Annotated in this window: 18 protein-coding genes; 12 read left to right on the forward strand and 6 right to left on the reverse strand. The window is 76.3% G+C overall.

Features of this window, described 5'->3' with window-relative positions:
- Window positions 1–25: 25 nt before the first annotated feature.
- Window positions 26–1180, reverse strand: coding sequence for an FAD-dependent monooxygenase (locus ACYQBY_RS13785; protein WP_459644445.1), 1155 nt, complete (start codon window positions 1178–1180; stop codon window positions 26–28).
- A 183-nt stretch (window positions 1181–1363) separates the two neighbouring features.
- Here ACYQBY_RS13785 and ACYQBY_RS13790 point away from each other — a divergent pair, with 183 nt between their 5' ends.
- The 9 genes from ACYQBY_RS13790 (at window position 1364) to ACYQBY_RS13830 (ending at window position 9351) form a co-directional block, all read left to right on the forward strand.
- Window positions 1364–2257, forward strand: a complete 894-nt coding sequence (locus ACYQBY_RS13790; protein ID WP_459644446.1) for a LysR family transcriptional regulator — start codon at window positions 1364–1366, stop codon at window positions 2255–2257.
- Window positions 2254–3153: a serine hydrolase gene (locus ACYQBY_RS13795; RefSeq protein WP_459644447.1), complete on the forward strand. Its 900-nt coding sequence runs from the start codon at window positions 2254–2256 to the stop codon at window positions 3151–3153. Before ACYQBY_RS13790 ends, ACYQBY_RS13795 begins: the two co-directional genes overlap by 4 nt.
- 146 nt (window positions 3154–3299) lie before the next feature.
- Window positions 3300–3959, forward strand: a complete 660-nt coding sequence (locus ACYQBY_RS13800; protein ID WP_459644448.1) for a hypothetical protein — start codon at window positions 3300–3302, stop codon at window positions 3957–3959.
- 211 nt (window positions 3960–4170) lie between these two features.
- Window positions 4171–4806, forward strand: a complete 636-nt coding sequence (locus tag ACYQBY_RS13805; RefSeq protein WP_459644449.1) for a DUF4956 domain-containing protein — start codon at window positions 4171–4173, stop codon at window positions 4804–4806.
- Window positions 4803–5594: a polyphosphate polymerase domain-containing protein gene (locus ACYQBY_RS13810; protein ID WP_459644450.1), complete on the forward strand. Its 792-nt coding sequence runs from the start codon at window positions 4803–4805 to the stop codon at window positions 5592–5594. Before ACYQBY_RS13805 ends, ACYQBY_RS13810 begins: the two co-directional genes overlap by 4 nt.
- Before the next feature lie 33 nt (window positions 5595–5627).
- A complete protein-coding gene (locus tag ACYQBY_RS13815) occupies window positions 5628–7529 on the forward strand; it encodes a carbohydrate-binding domain-containing protein (RefSeq protein ID WP_459644451.1) in 1902 nt (633 codons plus the stop codon).
- Window positions 7530–7641: 112 nt separating this feature from the next.
- On the forward strand, window positions 7642–7968 hold the full coding sequence (locus tag ACYQBY_RS13820) for a hypothetical protein (RefSeq protein WP_459644452.1): 327 nt from the start codon (window positions 7642–7644) through the stop codon (window positions 7966–7968).
- Window positions 7965–8567: a GAF domain-containing protein gene (locus tag ACYQBY_RS13825; protein WP_459644453.1), complete on the forward strand. Its 603-nt coding sequence runs from the start codon at window positions 7965–7967 to the stop codon at window positions 8565–8567. Before ACYQBY_RS13820 ends, ACYQBY_RS13825 begins: the two co-directional genes overlap by 4 nt.
- Before the next feature lie 172 nt (window positions 8568–8739).
- Complete coding sequence (locus tag ACYQBY_RS13830; RefSeq protein ID WP_459644454.1) at window positions 8740–9351, forward strand: AAA family ATPase; 612 nt, start codon at window positions 8740–8742, stop codon at window positions 9349–9351.
- 206 nt (window positions 9352–9557) lie between these two features.
- On the opposite strand, the gene ACYQBY_RS13835 is transcribed toward ACYQBY_RS13830, so the two are convergent.
- Window positions 9558–10043, reverse strand: a complete 486-nt coding sequence (locus ACYQBY_RS13835) for a MarR family winged helix-turn-helix transcriptional regulator (RefSeq protein WP_459644455.1) — start codon at window positions 10041–10043, stop codon at window positions 9558–9560.
- Window positions 10044–10221: 178 nt separating this feature from the next.
- Here ACYQBY_RS13835 and ACYQBY_RS13840 point away from each other — a divergent pair, with 178 nt between their 5' ends.
- Window positions 10222–11391 carry an alkene reductase gene (locus tag ACYQBY_RS13840; RefSeq protein ID WP_459644456.1) on the forward strand — a complete coding sequence of 390 codons (1170 nt, stop codon included), beginning with the start codon at window positions 10222–10224 and terminating at the stop codon, window positions 11389–11391.
- An 89-nt stretch (window positions 11392–11480) separates the two neighbouring features.
- The gene (locus ACYQBY_RS13845) at window positions 11481–12404 is read left to right on the forward strand and encodes an NADP-dependent oxidoreductase (RefSeq protein WP_459644457.1); all 924 of its coding nucleotides are present in this window, start codon (window positions 11481–11483) and stop codon (window positions 12402–12404) included.
- On the opposite strand, the gene bla is transcribed toward ACYQBY_RS13845, so the two are convergent.
- From bla to ACYQBY_RS13860, 3 genes are all read right to left on the reverse strand, one after another.
- Window positions 12397–13389: a class A beta-lactamase gene (gene bla, locus ACYQBY_RS13850; RefSeq protein ID WP_459644458.1), complete on the reverse strand. Its 993-nt coding sequence runs from the start codon at window positions 13387–13389 to the stop codon at window positions 12397–12399. The two genes, ACYQBY_RS13845 and bla, sit on opposite strands and share 8 nt — an antisense overlap.
- 252 nt (window positions 13390–13641) lie before the next feature.
- Window positions 13642–14025 carry a peptidase inhibitor family I36 protein gene (locus ACYQBY_RS13855; RefSeq protein WP_459644459.1) on the reverse strand — a complete coding sequence of 128 codons (384 nt, stop codon included), beginning with the start codon at window positions 14023–14025 and terminating at the stop codon, window positions 13642–13644.
- 189 nt (window positions 14026–14214) lie between these two features.
- A complete protein-coding gene (locus ACYQBY_RS13860; protein ID WP_459644460.1) occupies window positions 14215–14607 on the reverse strand; it encodes a peptidase inhibitor family I36 protein in 393 nt (130 codons plus the stop codon).
- A 295-nt stretch (window positions 14608–14902) separates the two neighbouring features.
- Between ACYQBY_RS13860 and ACYQBY_RS13865 the strand changes: the two genes are divergently transcribed.
- Window positions 14903–15283 (forward strand): peptidase inhibitor family I36 protein, encoded by a 381-nt coding sequence (locus ACYQBY_RS13865; RefSeq protein WP_459644461.1) that lies wholly within the window; start codon window positions 14903–14905, stop codon window positions 15281–15283.
- Window positions 15284–15319: 36 nt separating this feature from the next.
- On the opposite strand, the gene ACYQBY_RS13870 is transcribed toward ACYQBY_RS13865, so the two are convergent.
- The gene (locus tag ACYQBY_RS13870; RefSeq protein ID WP_459644462.1) at window positions 15320–17392 is read right to left on the reverse strand and encodes an ATP-binding protein; all 2073 of its coding nucleotides are present in this window, start codon (window positions 17390–17392) and stop codon (window positions 15320–15322) included.
- Window positions 17393–17407 lie beyond the last annotated feature (15 nt).

Here is a 17407-nt window from a genome sequence, read left to right on the forward strand (position 1 = left end):
TCGCGGGGGATGCCGCGGAAACCCCTCAGAGCGGCTGGAGCAGCGCCGCGTGGCTCGCGACCACGGCGGCCCGGCCCGACTGCCGCAGGATGTCGTGCCGGCGCGCGGCGGGGATCCTGCGCAGGGCGTCGCGCTGCCGGGTCTGCTCCTGCACGAAACCGACCCGGGCGCCGCGCGCCGCCGCGTACCGGCCGCCCACCAGGGGGAGGTTCCCGCCGGGGGCGGCCTGCGCGACGAGCCGGGCCAGCACGACGGCGTCCTCGAACGCCATCGCGGCCCCCTGCGCCGTGTTGGGGGAACTGGCGTGGGCGGCGTCCCCGGCGAGCAGGACCCGTCCCGAGGACCACACCGGCGGGGACAGCTCCACCAGCAGTCCGGCGTGGGTGGGCTCGGCCCCGGCGAGCAGTTCCCGCACATCCGGGGTGTACTCCTCCAGTACCTCCCGCCAGTCCGGCGGGACGGGTCCGTCGCCGGCGAGGTCGACGTCCACGTAGCAGTACACGAGGCGCGGGCCGAGCGCGACGGTCAGGACGCTGCTGGAGCGGCCGAGCCGGACGGTCCACCCGTCCGGGCCGTCCGCCGGGACGAGGAACCGCCAGCTCCACCACTCCAGCGACCGCGGCGCGGGGGCGGCGGGGAACACCATCTCCCGCACCGAGGAGCGCAGGCCGTCCGCGCCGACCACGAGGTCGTACTCGCCGGTGGAGCCGTCGGAGAACCCGACGGGCACCGCACCGTCCCGCCCGCCGCCGACCCGCCCGTCGCCGTCCCGCCCGATCGAGCGGGGGTGCAGGCCGTACCGCACCGCGCCCTCCCCGACGGCGTCCAGCAGGACGCGGTGCAGGTCGTGCCGGGTGAGGGCGACGCTGTGCCCCACGCCGTCCCACAGCTCCGCCGTCGCGGTGACGGTCAGCTCCTCCCCCGCCGCGGTGAGCATCGTCTGGGTGGACACGGGGTGGGCGAGGGCCGCGACCGGCTCCCACAGCCCGAGCAGTTCCAGGGCGCGCCCGGCGTTGCCCGGCAGGTAGAACGCGGCACCGGTGGGTCGGGGCCGGGGTGCCCGCTCGACGACGTCGACGTGCACGCCGGGCACGGCGCGGCGCAGGGCGTGCGCGGTGGCCAGGCCGGCGATCCCGGCGCCGACGACGAGGACGCGGGGGGTGCTGGGGTCGGTCTGCACGGGGTGTTCCTCCTGGGGTATCGGCTGGTGAACGGGATACACGCCCGCGGCGGTCGGCGGGTTCACCCCGGCCCGGGGTGGGCAGGGTCGGGCGGAGGTGGTCAGGAGTGGCCGGGGACGACGCGGCGGTGCCGGTGCCGACGGCACCGCCCGCTCCCGCACCCGCTCGCTAGGGTCGGCGCCGTGGACCTCGTCGCGGCGTGCCGGGCGTTCGTCGCGGTCAGCACCCGCGGCAGCTTCACGGTGGGCGCCGCCGCGGCGGGCATCCCGCAGTCGGTCGCCAGCCGCCGTGTCGCCGCGCTGGAGCAGCACCTCGGGGGGCGCCTGCTCGACCGCTCGGCGCGCGCGGTGACGCCGACGTCGTTCGGCCGGGACCTGCTGCCCTCGGCGAAGCGGCTCGTGGACCTCGCGGACGCGCTCGTGCAGCAGGCGGACACGGCCCGGCAGCGGCCGACGGGCCTGGCCGTCCCCGCCGCGTGCCCGCAGGACGCGCTCGTGCGCCTGGTCGCCGAGGCGCGCGCGGCGGGGCTGCACCTGGAGCTGCACCCCGCGGGCCCGGGCGAGCGCGCGGAACTGGTGCGCACCCGGGAGGTGCGCGCCGCCCTGGTCGCCGTCCCCGCGGACGAGGGCACCTGGCGGGTGCCGCTGGGCCTCGCCCTCGGGGCCCCGGCGCGCGGGCCCGTCGTGTACCTGGACACCCTGCGCCCGGGCCGGGTGGACCGCGGCGAACCGCCGCGGCGGATCTGGGTCCAGGCGGAGGACGACGTCCCGCACGTGCGGGACCGCCTGCGGGACGCCTGCAACGCCGTGGGGCTGCACCCGGGGCAGGTGGTCGCGGCGGTCTCCGTGGTGCCGGCGGCGGCGGAGGTGCTCGTCTCGGGCGACCTGCTGCTGTGCTCGCGGGAGGAGGCCTCGCACCTGGACCTGCCGTGGACGCGGATCGGCGAGGTGGCGCTGGAGCGCGGTTACCGGCTGCGGGCCGGGCGGCGGGAGGACGCCGCGAGCCTGCGCTCGGCGATCGCGGCGGGCATCGGCCGCTGCCTCGGGGCGGCGGCGCCCGGGGAGGGGCCCGCGTGAGCGACGCGGAGGTCCTGCACCGGGCACGCCGCACCCTGCGGGAGGCCGGTCTGCGCGGCTCGTTCCTGGTGCGGGACCTGGACACCGGCGAGGAGCTGGGCATCGACCCGGACGTGGTGTTCCCGCTGGCGTCGCTGGTGAAGGTGCCGCTGGCCGTGGCGACGCAGGAGCGCATCGGGCGCGGTGAGCTGGACGGCGCGGCCGCCGTGCAGGTGGTCCCCGGTGCGCTCACCACACCGGGACCGGCGGGGGCCAGCAGGTTCCGCCACCCGGCCACCATCGCGGTGGACGACCTGCTGCACCTGGCCGTCTGCATCAGCGACAACACGGCCGCCGACGCGCTGTTCGAGCTGACACCGCCGGCCGCGGTGACCGCGGAGCTGCACCGGATCGGCGTGGAGGGGATCGCGGTGCGGCACCTGGTGCGGGAGCTGACGGACACCCCGGCGGAGCTGTTCGGCCCGGCCCGCGCGGACCTGGCCCACTCCCTCGCCATCGGCGCCACGACGTCCGGGCACGGCCACCCGGTGGCGCAGCTCGACGTGAGCCGCGCGAACTCCGGCTCGGCCCGCGCGCTGGCGGACCTGCTGCAGCAGCTGTGGCGGCCCACCGCGGTGCTGCCGGGGACGGCGCTGCGGGTGCCGGAGCTGTTGCACCAGAACCTGATCCGGCACCGCCTCGCGCCGGACCTGGCCACCGACTCGGCGCGCTGGGCGTCGAAGACGGGCACGTTGCTGAACCTGCGCCACGAGGCGGGTGTCGTCGAGCACACCGGCGGGCCGACGTTCGCCGTGGTCGCGCTGACGGAGTCGCAGGTCTCGGCGGCCGTCCAGCCGGGGGCGGAGGCGGCGATGGCGCACGTCGCGCGGATGCTGCGCGACCGCCTGCGGTCCTGACGCACCGGAACCCGGGGCGCACCGGAACCCGAGGCGCACCGGAACTCTGTGCGGGGTGCCAGTCGCACCACAGCTCCCGCACAGCGCGGCCCGCGATACCTGAGGTGTGCACGGGAGGGCCCCGGCACACCAGAGCGAGGGACACCATGAAGATCACCAAGAGGATCGTCGCCGCCGGGACCGCCGGGCTGCTCTCCGCCACCGGGCTCGGCCTGGTGGTGCTGGGCGCCCCGGCGGCCACCGCGGCCACCGCCACCGCGGAGTCCGGGGTGGGCACCCGGCTGCAGGCCCTCAAGGACGCCCTGGCCGGGCTGGTCACCGACGGCACGATCACCCAGGCGCAGGCGGACCGGGTGGCCACCACGCTGGAGTCCTCCGACGCGCTGCGCGGTCACGGCGGGCGCGGCGGCCCCGGCAGGGTTCTCGGCTTCGACGCCGCCGCGGAGGTCCTGGGGATGACCACCGAGGAGCTGCGCACGGCCCTGGCCGCCGACGGCGCCACCCTGGCGGGCATCGCGGAGAGCAGGGACGTGGAGAGGCAGGAGCTGGTCGACGCCCTCGTGGCCGCCGGGAAGGAGCGCCTCGCGCAGGCCGTCACGGACGGGAAGCTGACCCAGGCCGAGGCCGACGAGCGCGCCGCCGGCCTGACCGAGCGCATCACGGCGATGGTCGACCAGGAGCTGCCCGCCCGCGGGCCCGGCCGCGGCGGGCGCGGCGGCGACGAGCCGGCGCCCGCCCCGAGCGCGAGCACCGCCCCCTCCTCCGGCACGAACTCCTCCGGAGCGACCTCCTCCAGCACGACCTGAGCGGACCCCGCACCCGCTGCCCCGTCGACCCGCCGCGGTCGGCGGGGCGGTCGCGTTCCCGGCCGGCCGGCCGCGGCGGACGGGCGGCGCCGGGTGCCGGAGGGTCGGGGGCGGGGAACCCTCACAGCCGGCACACAGGAGTTTCCGAGGACCGGGACATGTAAATACCTGAAGCTTCAAACGTTCAGGAAGCCGCCCGGAGGAGGCCCCCGTGTCCCCGATCACCCTGTACGCCGCCGACCTGGTCGCCGTCAGCCTGCTGACCTTCGGCGTGTACTTCCCCCGCCACCGCCGCCGCGACCTCGTCGTGGCCTACCTCGGGGTGAACGTGGGAGTCCTCGCCGTCTCCGCGGCGCTGTCCGGCAGCACGGTGGGCGCGGGGCTCGGGCTGGGGCTGTTCGGCGTCCTGTCCATCATCAGGCTGCGCTCCGCGGAGCTGGACCAGCCCGAGGTGGCGTACTACTTCTCGGCGCTGGCCCTGGGCCTGCTCGGCGGCCTGGGCACGAGCACCGGAGCGGTCGGGTTGCACGTGGCGCTCATGGCGCTGGTGGTGGGCGTGATGTACGTCGCGGGGCACCCCCGCCTGTTCCACCGGTACCGACGGCAGACCGTGGTGCTGGACGGCGCCGTCACCGACGAGGCGGAACTCGTGCGGCGGCTGGAGGGCCTGCTCGGCGCCCGCGTCCACCAGGTCGGGGTGCGGCGCGTGGACCTGGTGGACGACACCACCGTGGCCGACGTCCGCTACGAGCTGCCGGCCTCCCCCGCCGGGCTTCCCGCCACCTCCCCGGCGGCGGCTCCCGCCCCGCGGGCCGGGCACCCTGAGCTGAGCGGGGCCGGCCGGTGAGCGCCCCCGCGCTGGGTTCCGCCGGCCTGCTGGAACCCGTCGGGCTGGAGGAGCTGGTGGAGCGCGCCGCGCTGCTGACCCGGGTGGACCGCAAGTACGTCCTGCCCCTGGTCGCGGCGGAGCGTTTCGTGGCGGAACTGGGCCGCAGCGCCCGCGTCCTGGAGATCGGCGGTCGGCGTTCGGCCGGTTACGAGTCCCTGTACCTCGACACCCCCGGGCTGACGAGCTACCACCTGGCCGCCCGTGCCCGCAGGCACCGGTTCAAGGTCCGCCGCCGCACCTACCTGGACGGCGGCGGGTCCTACCTGGAGGTCAAGACGCGCGATCCCCGGGGCCGCACCGTCAAGGAGCGCATCCTCTGCGGCGCGACGTCCGAGCTGCTCGACGCGGAGGGCGTCCGGTTCGTGGAGGAGCGCCTGGCCCGCTCGGGTGCCGCCCGGGTCCCGGGCCCGCTGCTGCGGCCGGCGCTGCGCACCCGGTACGAGCGCACCACCCTGTTCCTGCCCGCCGACGGCAGCCGCGTCACCGTCGACACCGGCCTGGTGTGGGACCGGGCGCGGGACCTGCCAGCGGGTGCGGCGCTGCGCCTCGGGCCGCTCGCCGTCGTGGAGACGAAGTCCGGGACGTCCGCCTCGCCCGCCGACCGGCTGCTGTGGTCGCTCGGGCACCGGCCGGCCCGGATCTCCAAGTACGGCACGGGCCTGGCCGTGCTGCGTCCCGACCTGCCCTCGAACAGGTGGCGCGCGGTGGTCAACCGCCACGTCCGCGCCGTCGTCCCGGCCGCCTGAACACCCGAGCACCCGACCCGAACGGAGCCTGCCGTGAAGCGCCTGCCGAACCTCCGGCGAGCGGTCCTGTCCGCCGCCACCGCCGCCGTCCTCCTCACCGGCTGCACCGCCGCCACCAGCACCGGCTCGGCGCCGCTGGGTTCCGCCGCGAGTTCCGCGTCGCCGGGATCGGCACCGCCGGGATCCGCGTCGGGGGCTCCGGGCACGACGGCCGCCGCGGCGGTCCCGGCCGGGCAGGTCGTCGAGGAGGCGCTGGCCGCGAACCTCGCCGCGCACGCCGCCGCGGCGCAGGGCACCGGCCCGCAGGTCGCCGTCACCCTGAGCGGGTCGACGGCGCGGGCGGGCTCCGGCGCGGTGCGCGTGGAGGGCGGGACCGTCACGATCACCGCGGCCGGGACGTACCGGCTGAGCGGAACCCTCACCGACGGGCAGGTCGTCGTGGACAGCGGCGGCGACGGGGAGGTCCGCCTCGTCCTGGACGGTGCGGACATCACCTCCTCCACCACCTCCGCCCTCGCCGTGACGGACGCCGGTTCGGTCGTCGTGGAGCTCGCCGACGGCACCGCGAACTCCCTCGCCGACGGCACCGGCTACACCTCCGCCGACGACGGCACCGCCGAGGACCCCGCGGGCGACGGGACCGGGGCCGACGAGACCGAGGAACCCAACGCCGCCTTGTGGAGCAGCGCGGACCTGACCGTCACGGGCGGCGGGTCGCTCACCGTGCGGGGGAACTCGAACGACGGCGTCACCGGCAAGGACGGCCTGGTCGTGGAGTCCGGGAACCTCACCGTCAGCGCGGTCGACGACGGGGTCCGCGGCAAGGACTACGTCGTCGTGCGGGGCGGGAGCCTGACGGTGGACGCCGGTGGTGACGGCGTGACGTCCGACGACGACACCGACGCCACCGCCGGGTACGTGCTCCTGGCCGGTGGGACCGTCGCGGTCACCGCCGGCGCGGACGGCGTCCAGGCGCGGACGGACCTCCTGGTCCCCGGCGGTTCCCTGACCGTCGTCGCCGGCGGGGGCGCGGGCGGCACCGTGGCCGCGGACTCCTCGGCGAAGGGCCTGCGCGCGGGGGCCGCCCTGGTCGTGGGAGGTGGCACGGTGGACGTGGAGTCCGCCGACGACGCCGTGCACTCCGATGGTGCCGTCAGCGTGAGCGACGGGACGCTGACCCTCGCCAGCGGCGACGACGGCGTGCACGCCGACGCGGACCTCACGGTCTCGGGGGGCGAGCTGACCGTGGCCGGTTCCCAGGAGGGCCTGGAGGGCGCGGTCGTCACGATCGCCGGTGGCGACGTCGACGTGACCGCAGACGACGACGGCATCAACGTCTCCGGCGGCAACGACTCCTCCTCCACCGCGGACGCTCCCGGCGGGGAGGGTGCCACCGGGGGGATCCGGCTGACGATCAGCGGCGGCACGACGGTGGTGGACTCCGGGGGCGACGGGCTGGACTCCAACGGCTCAGCGACGATGACGGGCGGCACCGTCGTCGTGAACGGCCCGAGCGCCTCGATGAACGGGGCGCTCGACGTGGACGGGACGTTCGACGTCTCGGGCGGGACGCTGCTCGCGGCGGGCACGGCGAACATGCCGGAGGCACCGGACGCGGCCTCGGCGCAGGGCTGGGTGTCGGCCACCCTCGCCTCGCCGCAGGCCGCCGGCACGACCGTGCACGTGGTGTCCGCCGACGGCACCGGGGTCGCCGCCTTCACGGCGTCGAAGCCGTTCCAGTCGCTGGTCCTCTCCTCCGCGGCGGTCACCACCGGCGAGCGGTACGCGCTCCTCACGGGCGGCAGCACCAGCGGGGCGCTCACCGGCGGCCTGGCCGCCTCCGGCGACGCGTCGGGGGCGCGCGAGCTGGCCACCGTCACGGCGGGCGAGCACACCGGCGGCTCGCGGCGCGGCCGGTGGGGCGCGCCCGGCTGACCCGGCTCCCACGGGCCCCTCCCGCCGGGAGGGGCCCGCGCACACCCCCCGGGCAGGTGGGGCGTGACGAGGTGCGCTTCACCCCGTCCCGCGGCGTGCCGATGCACCGTCCATGACCACGACGCTCCTCACCGACGCCGGACACCCGTCCGTGCGCGTCGACGGTGCAGCGGTGCGCGGGCTGGCGCAGCCGACCGCGCTGGACTGGCTGAAGGAGCTGGCCCGCGTCCTCGGCCCCGAGCGCGCCCTGGCGGCCTGGTCGCCGGCGGCCCTGGCCACCGGCTGCCACGGGATGCTCCTGACGCCCGACCAGCTCGGGGCCCTCGGGCAGTGGCTGGTCGACAACTCGACCGAGGCGGCCGTGCGGATGGCGGCGCGCAGCTGCCTGGCCCGGCTGCGGACCTACCGGGTGCTCACAGGTGCGGAGAAGACACGATGAACCACGACGAGCACGTCCACGACGACGCGGCCTTCCCCGCCTGGCTCACGGGGGCCTGGGCGCCGGAGGGCCCGTCGCCGGACCCGCTGGACGCGGAGGACCGGCTCGGCGCCGTCGCCGCGCTGGGCGCCGACGACATCGAGCACGTCCAGCCGCTGACCGCGGACCTGCTCGCCCGCACGGCGAGCGAGGTGGGCGCCCCGATCGGCCTGCTCAACGTCGTCCTGTCCGGCGCGCAGGTCATCGCCGGCGCGCACGGGCTGACCGGCTGGCTCGCCGAGGCCCGCGCCACCCCCGCGGAGTGGGCCCTGTGCTCCACCGTGGTCCGCACCGGTGAGGCCTACGTCGTGCCCGACCTGGCCGCCGACGCCGCCACGGCGGACAACCCCCTGCACGTCGTGGACGGCGTCCGCGCGTACGCCGGGGTGCCGCTGCGCACCCGCACGGGCCACGTCATCGGCGCCGTGTGCGTCCTGGACACCGAGCCGCGGGAGTTCTCCGAGCAGGACCTGGCGGCATTGCGGCTCGCCGCCGACGACGCGATGGCCCGCCTGGACGAGGCCGCCCCGGGCGACGTGCGCGACGACGCGGCGGCCTGAGCACCCCGACAGCGGGCCCCGGGGGCGAACCCCGGTTCCTCCCAGGAACTCCCCACGCGCCCCACAGGTTCTCCCGAGCAGGAGCGGGGACTCTCGTCCCGAGCAGGAGCGGGGACTCTCGTCCCGAGCAGGAGCGGGGACTCCGGTCCCGGTGGGGTGCGGGGAGGTGGACGTGGGGATCGTGGCGCTGCCCGGCGGGCACCGCGGGGGCGCCGGGACGCAGCGGGCACCGCGGCCGGTCCTGGTCGTCGTCGCGGGCCTGCCCGGCAGCGGCAAGACGACGCTGCTGCGCCGCCTGTCGGCCCGGGGCGCGCCGGGCGTGCGGTTCCTCGACGCCGAGCAGGTCAGCGCCCGGCTCCGCACGGCCGGGCTCCACGTGCCGTACCGGTGGCTGCGCCCCCTCGTGCACGGCGTGCACCGGTGGCGCGTGCTGCGGGAGGTCGCCGCGGGCACACCGGTCGTCGTCCTCACCGATCCGTGGACGGGGAGCCGCTGGCCGTCGCTGGTGCGCACGGCGGCCCGGCGGGCGGGCCGCGCGGTGCACGTGGTGCTGCTGGACACGTCCCCGGAACTGGCGGGCAGCGGTCAGGTGGCGCGCGGCCGGACCGTCCCGCCGCGGCGGATGCGCCGGCACGCCGAGCGCTGGCGCCGGCTGGTGCGGGAACCGGGACCCGCCGGCGCGGACCGGGTCGTCGTCGTGGACCGGGAGGGGGCGCAGCGGCTGACGCTGGAGGCGGTCCTCGCCCCGCCGTGCCCGCCCGTCCCGGCACCCCGGGTGGGCTGAGCGGCGTTCCTCGCGGCGGGCCGCGGCCGCCTGTCGTGTGGTCGGCCGTGCGATGCCGGTTCTCCTGTGGCCGCGCACAGGAACGGCTGGTGAACCCCTTCGACGTCTCGAGGGGGAGGCGCTCGTGTTCGGGATCCCGCGCTCCTGCCGGCCGAGGCCGCGGAGCTCCACGGCAACGAGGTCGTCGACCCGCCGCGCTGCGCTCCTCAGTCGCCCAGCGGACCGCCGGGCGGCAGCGAGGCGGCGAGCTCGTGGGCGAGCTTCACGAACTGCGCCTGTTCCCGCTCGCTGAGCGCCTGCGTCGACAGCCGCTCCAGCTCAGTCCACACCTGCTCGATCCGGGACTCCAGCGCCCGTCCGGCGGGGGTCAGCGAGACGAGCTTCACCCGGGCGTCCTCCGGGGACGTCACGCGGGTCACCAGACCGGCGGCCTCCATGCGCCGCAACGACTTCGCGATCGTGGAGTGGTCCAGCCGCAGGGCCTCGACCAGTTCCTTCTGCGAGCGCCCGTCCCGCACCGCGAGCTGCATGATGATGAGCTCCTGGCCGGGGAACAGCCCGAGGTCCGCGAGCATGGCACCGGCCAGGCCGCGGTGCGCCCGGGCCACGGCGAAGACCGCGAAGCTCACCGGGTAGCCGCGCCCCGCGCTGGGCGCGGGTTCCCCGCCTGCCGCGGGGGGAGGGACCGTCATGCCCGCGACGGTACCCGCAGCTCGCGCGCCCCGGAGGCCACCACCCCACCGCACACGTGCGGCCCGCACCGACGGCGCCGCCGCGGCGGCGGAGCGCCCCCTGCGCGCTGACCCCGTCCGACCGGCGGGACGGCCGGCGATCGATTACTTGACCGGCCACCTATCAGTGGCTACATTCATGTTGCCGACCACACGACAACCGAGACGAACCGAGGAGCACCCCGTGACCACCACCGTCCCCACAGCCGTCCTGAGCCCCACCGCCCTCGGCGACATCGCCGTGCCGCACCGCCTGGCGATGTCCCCCATGACCCGCGACCGGTCCCGGCCCGACGGCACGCCGAGCGAGCTGAACGTGCAGTACTACGCGCAGCGCGCGTCGATGGGACTGCTCATCACCGAAGGGACCCAGCCTTCACCCGACGGGCAGGGCTACCTGCTCACCCCCGGGATCCACGCCCCCGAGCACGTCGCCGGCTGGGCCCGGGTCGCCGACGCCGTGCACGCCGGCGGCGGGAAGCTCGTCCTCCAGCTCATGCACGCCGGGCGCATCGCCCACCCGTCCAACACCCCGCACGGCCGACAGCCCGTCGCCCCCTCGCCGGTGCAGCCCGCCGGGCACATGTACACGGCCACCGGCCCGCAGCCCATGCCGGTGCCGCGGGAGCTGTCCTCCGGGCAGATCGCCGCCACCGTGGCGGACTACGCCCGCGCCGCGGCACTGGCCGTCGAGGCCGGCGCCGACGGCGTGGAGATCCACGCGGCCAACGGCTACCTGCCCCACCAGTTCCTGTCCTCCAACGCCAACCGGCGCACCGACGCCTACGGCGGCTCCGTGGAGAACCGGATCCGCTTCACCGTCGAGGTCGCCACCGCCGTCGCGCAGCAGATCGGCGCGGGGCGCACCGGCCTGCGGATCTCCCCGGCCAACCCGTACAACGACATCGTCGAGGAGGGGACCGCCGAGCTGTACACCGCACTGGTCACCGCGCTCGACCCGATCGGCCTCGCCTACCTGCACGTCCTGCACGGCGGGGACGACGCCCTCCTGGCGCGGCTGCGCGGCCTCTGGTCCGGCGCGCTCGTCCTCAACCGCGCCGGGACCCCGCTGGGACCGCGCTTCGCGGACCTGGCGGACGGCACCGCCGACGTCGTCACGATCGGCACCGCCGCCCTGGCCAACCCCGACCTGCTGGAGCGGCTGCGCACCGGCGCCCCCCTCAACGAGCCCGACCGCACCACGTTCTACGGCGGCGACGCCCGCGGCTACACCGACTACCCGACGCTCGCCGAGCTCACCGCACGCATCCCGGCCCAGGCCGCTCCCACGGCCCGCGCCGTGGGCTGAGCCCGCCGTCCCGCGACCCCCACCCCAGACCCCAGACCCCAGACCCCAGACCCCAGACCCCATCCTGACCTGAACGAGGAGACGACGTCATGAAGGCTCTCGTGCTCAACGGTTTCGGCGGCAACGAGCAGTTCTCGACCGCCGAGGTCCCCACCCCCACCGCCGGTCCCGGCCAGGTGCGCGTCCGCGTCGCCGCCGTCGGCGTCAACCCGGTCGACTTCAAGATCCGCAACGGCTGGTTGCGCGACGTGGTGCCCACCCGGTTCCCCGCCGTCCTCGGCACCGAGGTCGCCGGGACCGTCGACCAGGTCGGTCCCGGCGTGGACGACCTCGCCGTCGGTGACCGGGTCGCGGGTTTCGCGGACTCCGGCGCGTACGCCGGGTCCACCGTCACCCGCGCCACCGGCGTGGTGCGCATCCCCGACGAGCTGACGTTCGAGCAGGCGGCCGCCCTGCCCGTCGGCGTGGAGACGGCGCTGCGGACCCTGGCCGTGCTGGCGCCGCAGCGCGGGCAGACGGTCGTCGTGAACGGCGCCGCCGGTGCCGTGGGCAGCGCGGCCGTGCAGCTCCTGGTCCGCGACGGCGTGCACGTCGTGGGCACCGCGAGCGAGCCGAACCACGACTACCTGCGGACCCTCGGCGCGGTGCCCGTCACCTACGGGGACGGGGTCCTCGACCGCATCCGGGCGGCCGCCCCCCGGGGTGTCGACGCCATCCTCGACACCGCCGGCCGGGGTTTCGCCGCGAGCGTCGTCCCGCTCGTCGGGGACCCCGGGCGCATCGTCACCACCAGCGACTTCGAGGCCGCGGCCCTGGGGGTGCGGATCGCACCGGGGAACCTGGCCGACCTCACCGCCGCGCCCCTGCTGCCGGTGCTGGAGCTGGCCCGCAAGGGAGAGTTCACGATCCCCGTCGCCCGGCTGTTCGAGTTCGAGGAGATCCCCGCCGCCCTGGACGTCAGCGAGCGCGGGCACCTGCGCGGCAAGCTCGTCGCGGCCGGGCCGCTCAGCTGACCGACGGCGCGGAGGGCCGCACCGGCCGCTCGCCCTCGCCGCCCGGGATGTCCTGCGGGTACAGCGCGTCGAGGGCCGCGTGCGCGGCACGGGCCACGAGGGCGTCGTCGTAGCGGGCCCCGGGCTCGTCCCGGCTGGACAGCACGGCCAGCACGACCGGCGCGCGCCCGGGGGGCCACACCACGGCGATGTCGTTGCGGGTGCCGTGGCCGCCACCGCCCGTCTTGTCGCCCACCCGCCAGCCGGGCGGGACGACGGAGCGCACCAGGGCGTCACCCGTGGTGTTGCGCCGCAGCCAGTTCACCAACTGCGCGCGGTCCCCCGGTTCCAGCTCCCCGCCGACGGCGTAGGCGCGCAGGTCTGCCGCCAGGGCGCGCGGGGTGCTGGTGTCCCGCACGTCCCCGGGGACCGCCTCGTTGAGCGCGGTCTCGATGCGCTCCGGGTCGGTCACGGTGTCGCCGATCGCCCGCAGCGCCGCCTCGAAACCGGCCGGGCCGCCGAGCCTGGCCAGCAGCAGGTTCCCCGCGGTGTTGTCGCTGTAGCGGACGGCGGCGTCGGCGACCTCGCGCAGCGTCAGCCCCGTCTCGACGTGCTTCTCGGTGACGGGCGAGTAGGTGACCAGGTCCTCCCGCGACCAGCGCACCACCTCGTCGAGCTGTGCCGGGGTGGTGGAGTCCAGCACGGCCGCGGCGGCGAGCGCCTTGAACGTGGAGGTGTACGCGAAGCGGTCGTCGGGGTGGTGCTCGACGGTGCGGCCGGTGCCGGTGTCCACGGCGTACACGCCGAGGCGGGCGTCGAACTCGGCCTCGAGGCGCCCGAAGGCGGCGGACGTCAAGGGCGCGGGGGTGGTCGCGGAGGACGCCGGCGCGGAGGAGGGGACCGCGGGTGGTGTTCCCGGACCGGAGGCCGACCCGGCCGAGCAGGCGGGCGAGGAGAGGACGGCGGCGAGCACCGCGCAGGCGCTGCGGAGGAAGGGCACGGTCATGGGTTCCTGCTCCTGTCGTCGATCTGCGTCGTCGGTCCGCGTGGTGTCCCCGGGTTCGGGGGTGTGCCGCCACCCTGCCGCGCTGCCGGGATGCCGTCCAAGACCGGATCGGCCGCGGTGATGCCGTCCCGGCATGGCGGCGCCCGGGGCTGCGGTGAGGCGGCGGGGCAGCCGCAGCCCCGGGCAGCGGGTGAGCGGTGGTGGGCAGCGGACGGGTCGCCGGTGAGCTGTCACCGCCGTCGCCCGCCGCCGTCACAGGTAGCTGCAGCGGCCCCCGAGCTGGATGGCCGTGATCTCGTCGTTCTGCCGCGGCGGGAGGTTCCAGGTCGAGCCGCCGGGCGGGAGCGTCCAGATGCAGGAGATGTTGTCGGCGTCCTCCTGGAAGTGCACGACCGTGCCCGTGCGGTTCCAGATCGACGTCGTGCGGTCGTTCATGTGGGCACCGATGTTGCCCGTGGACCCGTCGAACGCCTGGAACCTGCCGTTGTACCCGGTGTCGTCCCACAGGCAGATCTTCCCCGGCGGGCACTGGCTGTAGTGCGCGGCGGCGGGTGTGGCGGGCAGCAGCGTGGCCACCACGGCAGCGGCGGGGATCAGGGCGGTGGCGGCCTTGCGCACCGGGTTCTGCACCTTCATGGTCGGTTCCTCTCCTCGGGCCCGGGGAACTCCTCCCCGCGGCGTGGTGGTGAGGAGGCTAGGAAGGCCCCGGAACCCCCCGACAGGCCATCGTGTGCTCATCCGGTGCCCACCCCTGCCCGGTACCGGGGCACCCGGCGGCCAGGTACCGCCGGTGGGTGCCGAACGGTGCGCCGAGGCGGGCGGCCGTCACCCGACCCGCGTGCACCCCGTGCCGTCGTCGACCCGGATGCTCGTGATCCTGTCGTTGTGCCAGGAGTTCAGGTTGTAGACGGAACTCCCGGGAGCCAGGCTGAGCAGGCAGGTCCCGAACCCGCTGTCGAGGTAGACGGACACCCGCTGGTTCGTCCGGTTCCAGATCGACGTCGTGCGGTCGTTCATGTGGGACCCGATGTTGTGGCTGGTGCCGTCGAACGCCTGGAACCTGCCCTCGTAACCGGTGTGCTCCCACAGGCACATCTTGCCGGGCGGGCACTGGCTGTAGTGCGCGGAGGCGGGCGCGGCGGGCAGCACTGCGGCCACCACAGCAGCGGCCGGAATCAGGGCGGCGGTGACCTTGCGCACCGGGCTCTGCACCGTCATGGTCGAATCCTCTCGTCGGGCTGGGGACTCCGTCCCGCAGCGTGTCGGCCCCGACGGTAGGAGAACCCGGAACCGGCCGACAGACCGTTCCCCGCCCACCGGGTGCCCACGGGTGACCACCGCTGCCCACTCCCCGCCCGGCCCGCGCGTGCCGCCCGGGAGGTCGCCGTGGACCTGAGCAGGAGTGGGCAGGCACTGGACGGGTCGTGGGCTGTCCCGCCCGGACCCGGCCCACCTAGCGTCCCGGTGCAGGTGGACCGCACGGTCCCCGTCACCCACCGGAGGGAACGAACACGTGAACACCAGCACCAGGGCCCGGCGGGCCGTCGTCACCGCGGCTCTCGGCTCCGCGGTCCTCGCCGGCACCGCGGTCGCCACGTCGGCACCCGCGTCGGCCGACTTCCGGCAGTGCTCACCGGGCCAGTTCTGCTTCTGGAGCGACAGCCGCTACAATGGCAGCTTCAGCGGGGACTTCGGCAGCAACAGCAACATCGGCAGCGCGCTGAACGACAGCATGACGTCGTACTGGAACCGCACGAACAAGTGGGTCGCCGTCTACGAGCACGGCGCCTTCCGCAACTGCATGATCAGCATCCCGCCCGGGGGGTCCAGCGCCAACGTCAGCCACGTGTTCAACGACCGCATGACGTCGTTCAGGATCGACGCGGTCTGCTGAGCCGCCGGCCGCCCGCCGCCCCAGGTGGCCGTCGCCTCACCCGCCCCGGCCGGTCTCCTGCCGCCACAGGGCGTCGGTGAGCTCCCGGACCCCCGCGGCCAGGTGCCGCCGGTAGGTGCTGAACGGCGTGGACAGGCGGGCGGCCGCCGCCTCCTGCGTGCGGGGGCGGGAGTCCAGGTAGGTCGTGGTGAGGACCGTGCCGTACCTGCCCAGGCGCGGCCCGCACAGGCCCCGCGCGGCGTCGAGCACGGCGGAGCGCAGGGTGGCCAGCCGCTCCTGCGGCGTGCCCGCGCCGGCGAGGCGGGTGCTCATCAGCGGGCTGCCCACCAGCGCGGTGTCGTCGTGCCAGGTCCGCAGGACGTCCCGGACGGCCTCGTCGAACCGCGTCCGCGGGAGGACCGCGTCGTCCGGGGCCCCGGCGGACACCTCGGGCCCGTGGACGAGGCGCTCGCCGCACAGCCGCAGCCACGCCTCCCTCGGGACGGCGCGCCAGTCGTGCGCGAACGCGCCGGCGAGGGGGCCGTCGAGGCGCGGGTGGTCGAGGTAGGACAGCAGGGGCTCCCAGAACCCGGCGTTGCGCAGCACGACGAACGACCAGCCCAGGTCGTCGTCGTGCAGGTACTCCGCCAGGCAGCGCGCGATGACGAGGTCGGAGAACGGCGAGGGCCGCGGGTCGCCACCGGCCTGCACCACGAACCGGACGATCCGCAGGTGCTCACCGCACCGCAGGGGCCCGGTCCGCTCCACGTGCTCCCACACCGCCGCCACCACGGGGTCGGCCCGCACCTCCTCCTCGTCCCGGGCGGCCAGGACCAGGTGGACGAGGAAACCCACCACCTGCCCGGAGGTGGTGTCGCGGTGCACGACGGCGTCCTGCGGGCGGCGCCGGAGCCAGAGGTCGACGAGCCGGGTGGTCCCCTCGTCCGTCGCCTCCCGCGCCAGCGCCAGCAGCGCCTCGCGGTCCGCGGCCCCGTACGGCTCCTCGGCGACCTCGCCGCGGCCGCGCCAGGTGAGGAACCGCGCGGGCAGCTCGGCGTTGCGGTGCAGGAAGTTCAGCCCGGCGGCCGCCGTGCGCGTCGAGGCCCCGCGGGCGCCCAGCGCGCGCGTGGCCAGGCAGGCGCGGATGCGGCGGTGCATCGCCTCCCAGCCCTGCCGGTCCCGCCACCGCAGGTCCGTCTCCACCAGCCGCCGCACCAGCTCGTGCGGGTGCAGCCCTTGCGGGCCGGCCTCCACGAACGGCTGGCGGCGCAGCCAGGTGAACAGCTCCGGCGCCTCGTCGCCGAGCACCTCGCGCAGCAGGTCCTCGGTGGTGTCCAGGACGTGCGCGGCGACCTCCAGCGCCCGCCGGTGCGCCGGTGAGGGCAGTTCTCCCACGACGTGCTCCAGCAGGGCGTCCAGCAGTTCGGCGGAGGGGGTCCAGCGGCCGGAGCGGGGTGGCTGCCGCAGCACCTCCTCGGCCGCCGCCGCCAGCGCCAGCGGGGACCCGCCGGTGAAGGCCAGGACGTCCTGGTGCAGGCCGGCCGGCACGCCCCGCTCCGCGAGCAGCTCACGCGCCTCGTCGGCGGACAGGTCGGTCACGGTCACCACCCGCAGCGCCCCCCGCCACGCCGGGTCGGCGCGCCAGGCCAGCGACGGGACGTGGCGGGTGGCCAGGACGGTGGTGGTGCCGGGTGCGAGGGAGGGGAGGAACCGCTCCCGCAGCCAGGGCTCCAGGCCGGTGAGGGTCTCGGCGGAGTCGACGAGCAGGACGGCCCGTCCCGCACCGGCCGCCGCCGCCTCGCGCGCGAACGCCTTGGCGAGCGCGGCCGGGGTCGGCTCGACGGAACGGGCGTCGATCCACAGGACCGGCCGGCCCAGGGCTCGCGCGTCCTCGGCGCAGCGGCGCAGCAGTGCCGAGGTGCCCACCCCGGCGGGTCCCGCGAGGACGACCACCCGGGGCGCCCCCGGCCCGCCGTCGAGCGCCTCGCGCAGCACCGCCAGTTCCGGGCCGCGCCCGAGGAGCCCAGCGTGGTGCGGAGCGGGGTCCGGGGCCGGCGGCGGGGGGACAACCTCCAGCGGCCGCGGTCGTCCCTGCGACACCGTGCTCTCACCACCGGGCGCCGTCGTCATGGGCGGAATGGTGCC

The organism is Kineococcus anabasis (assembly GCF_054590795.1).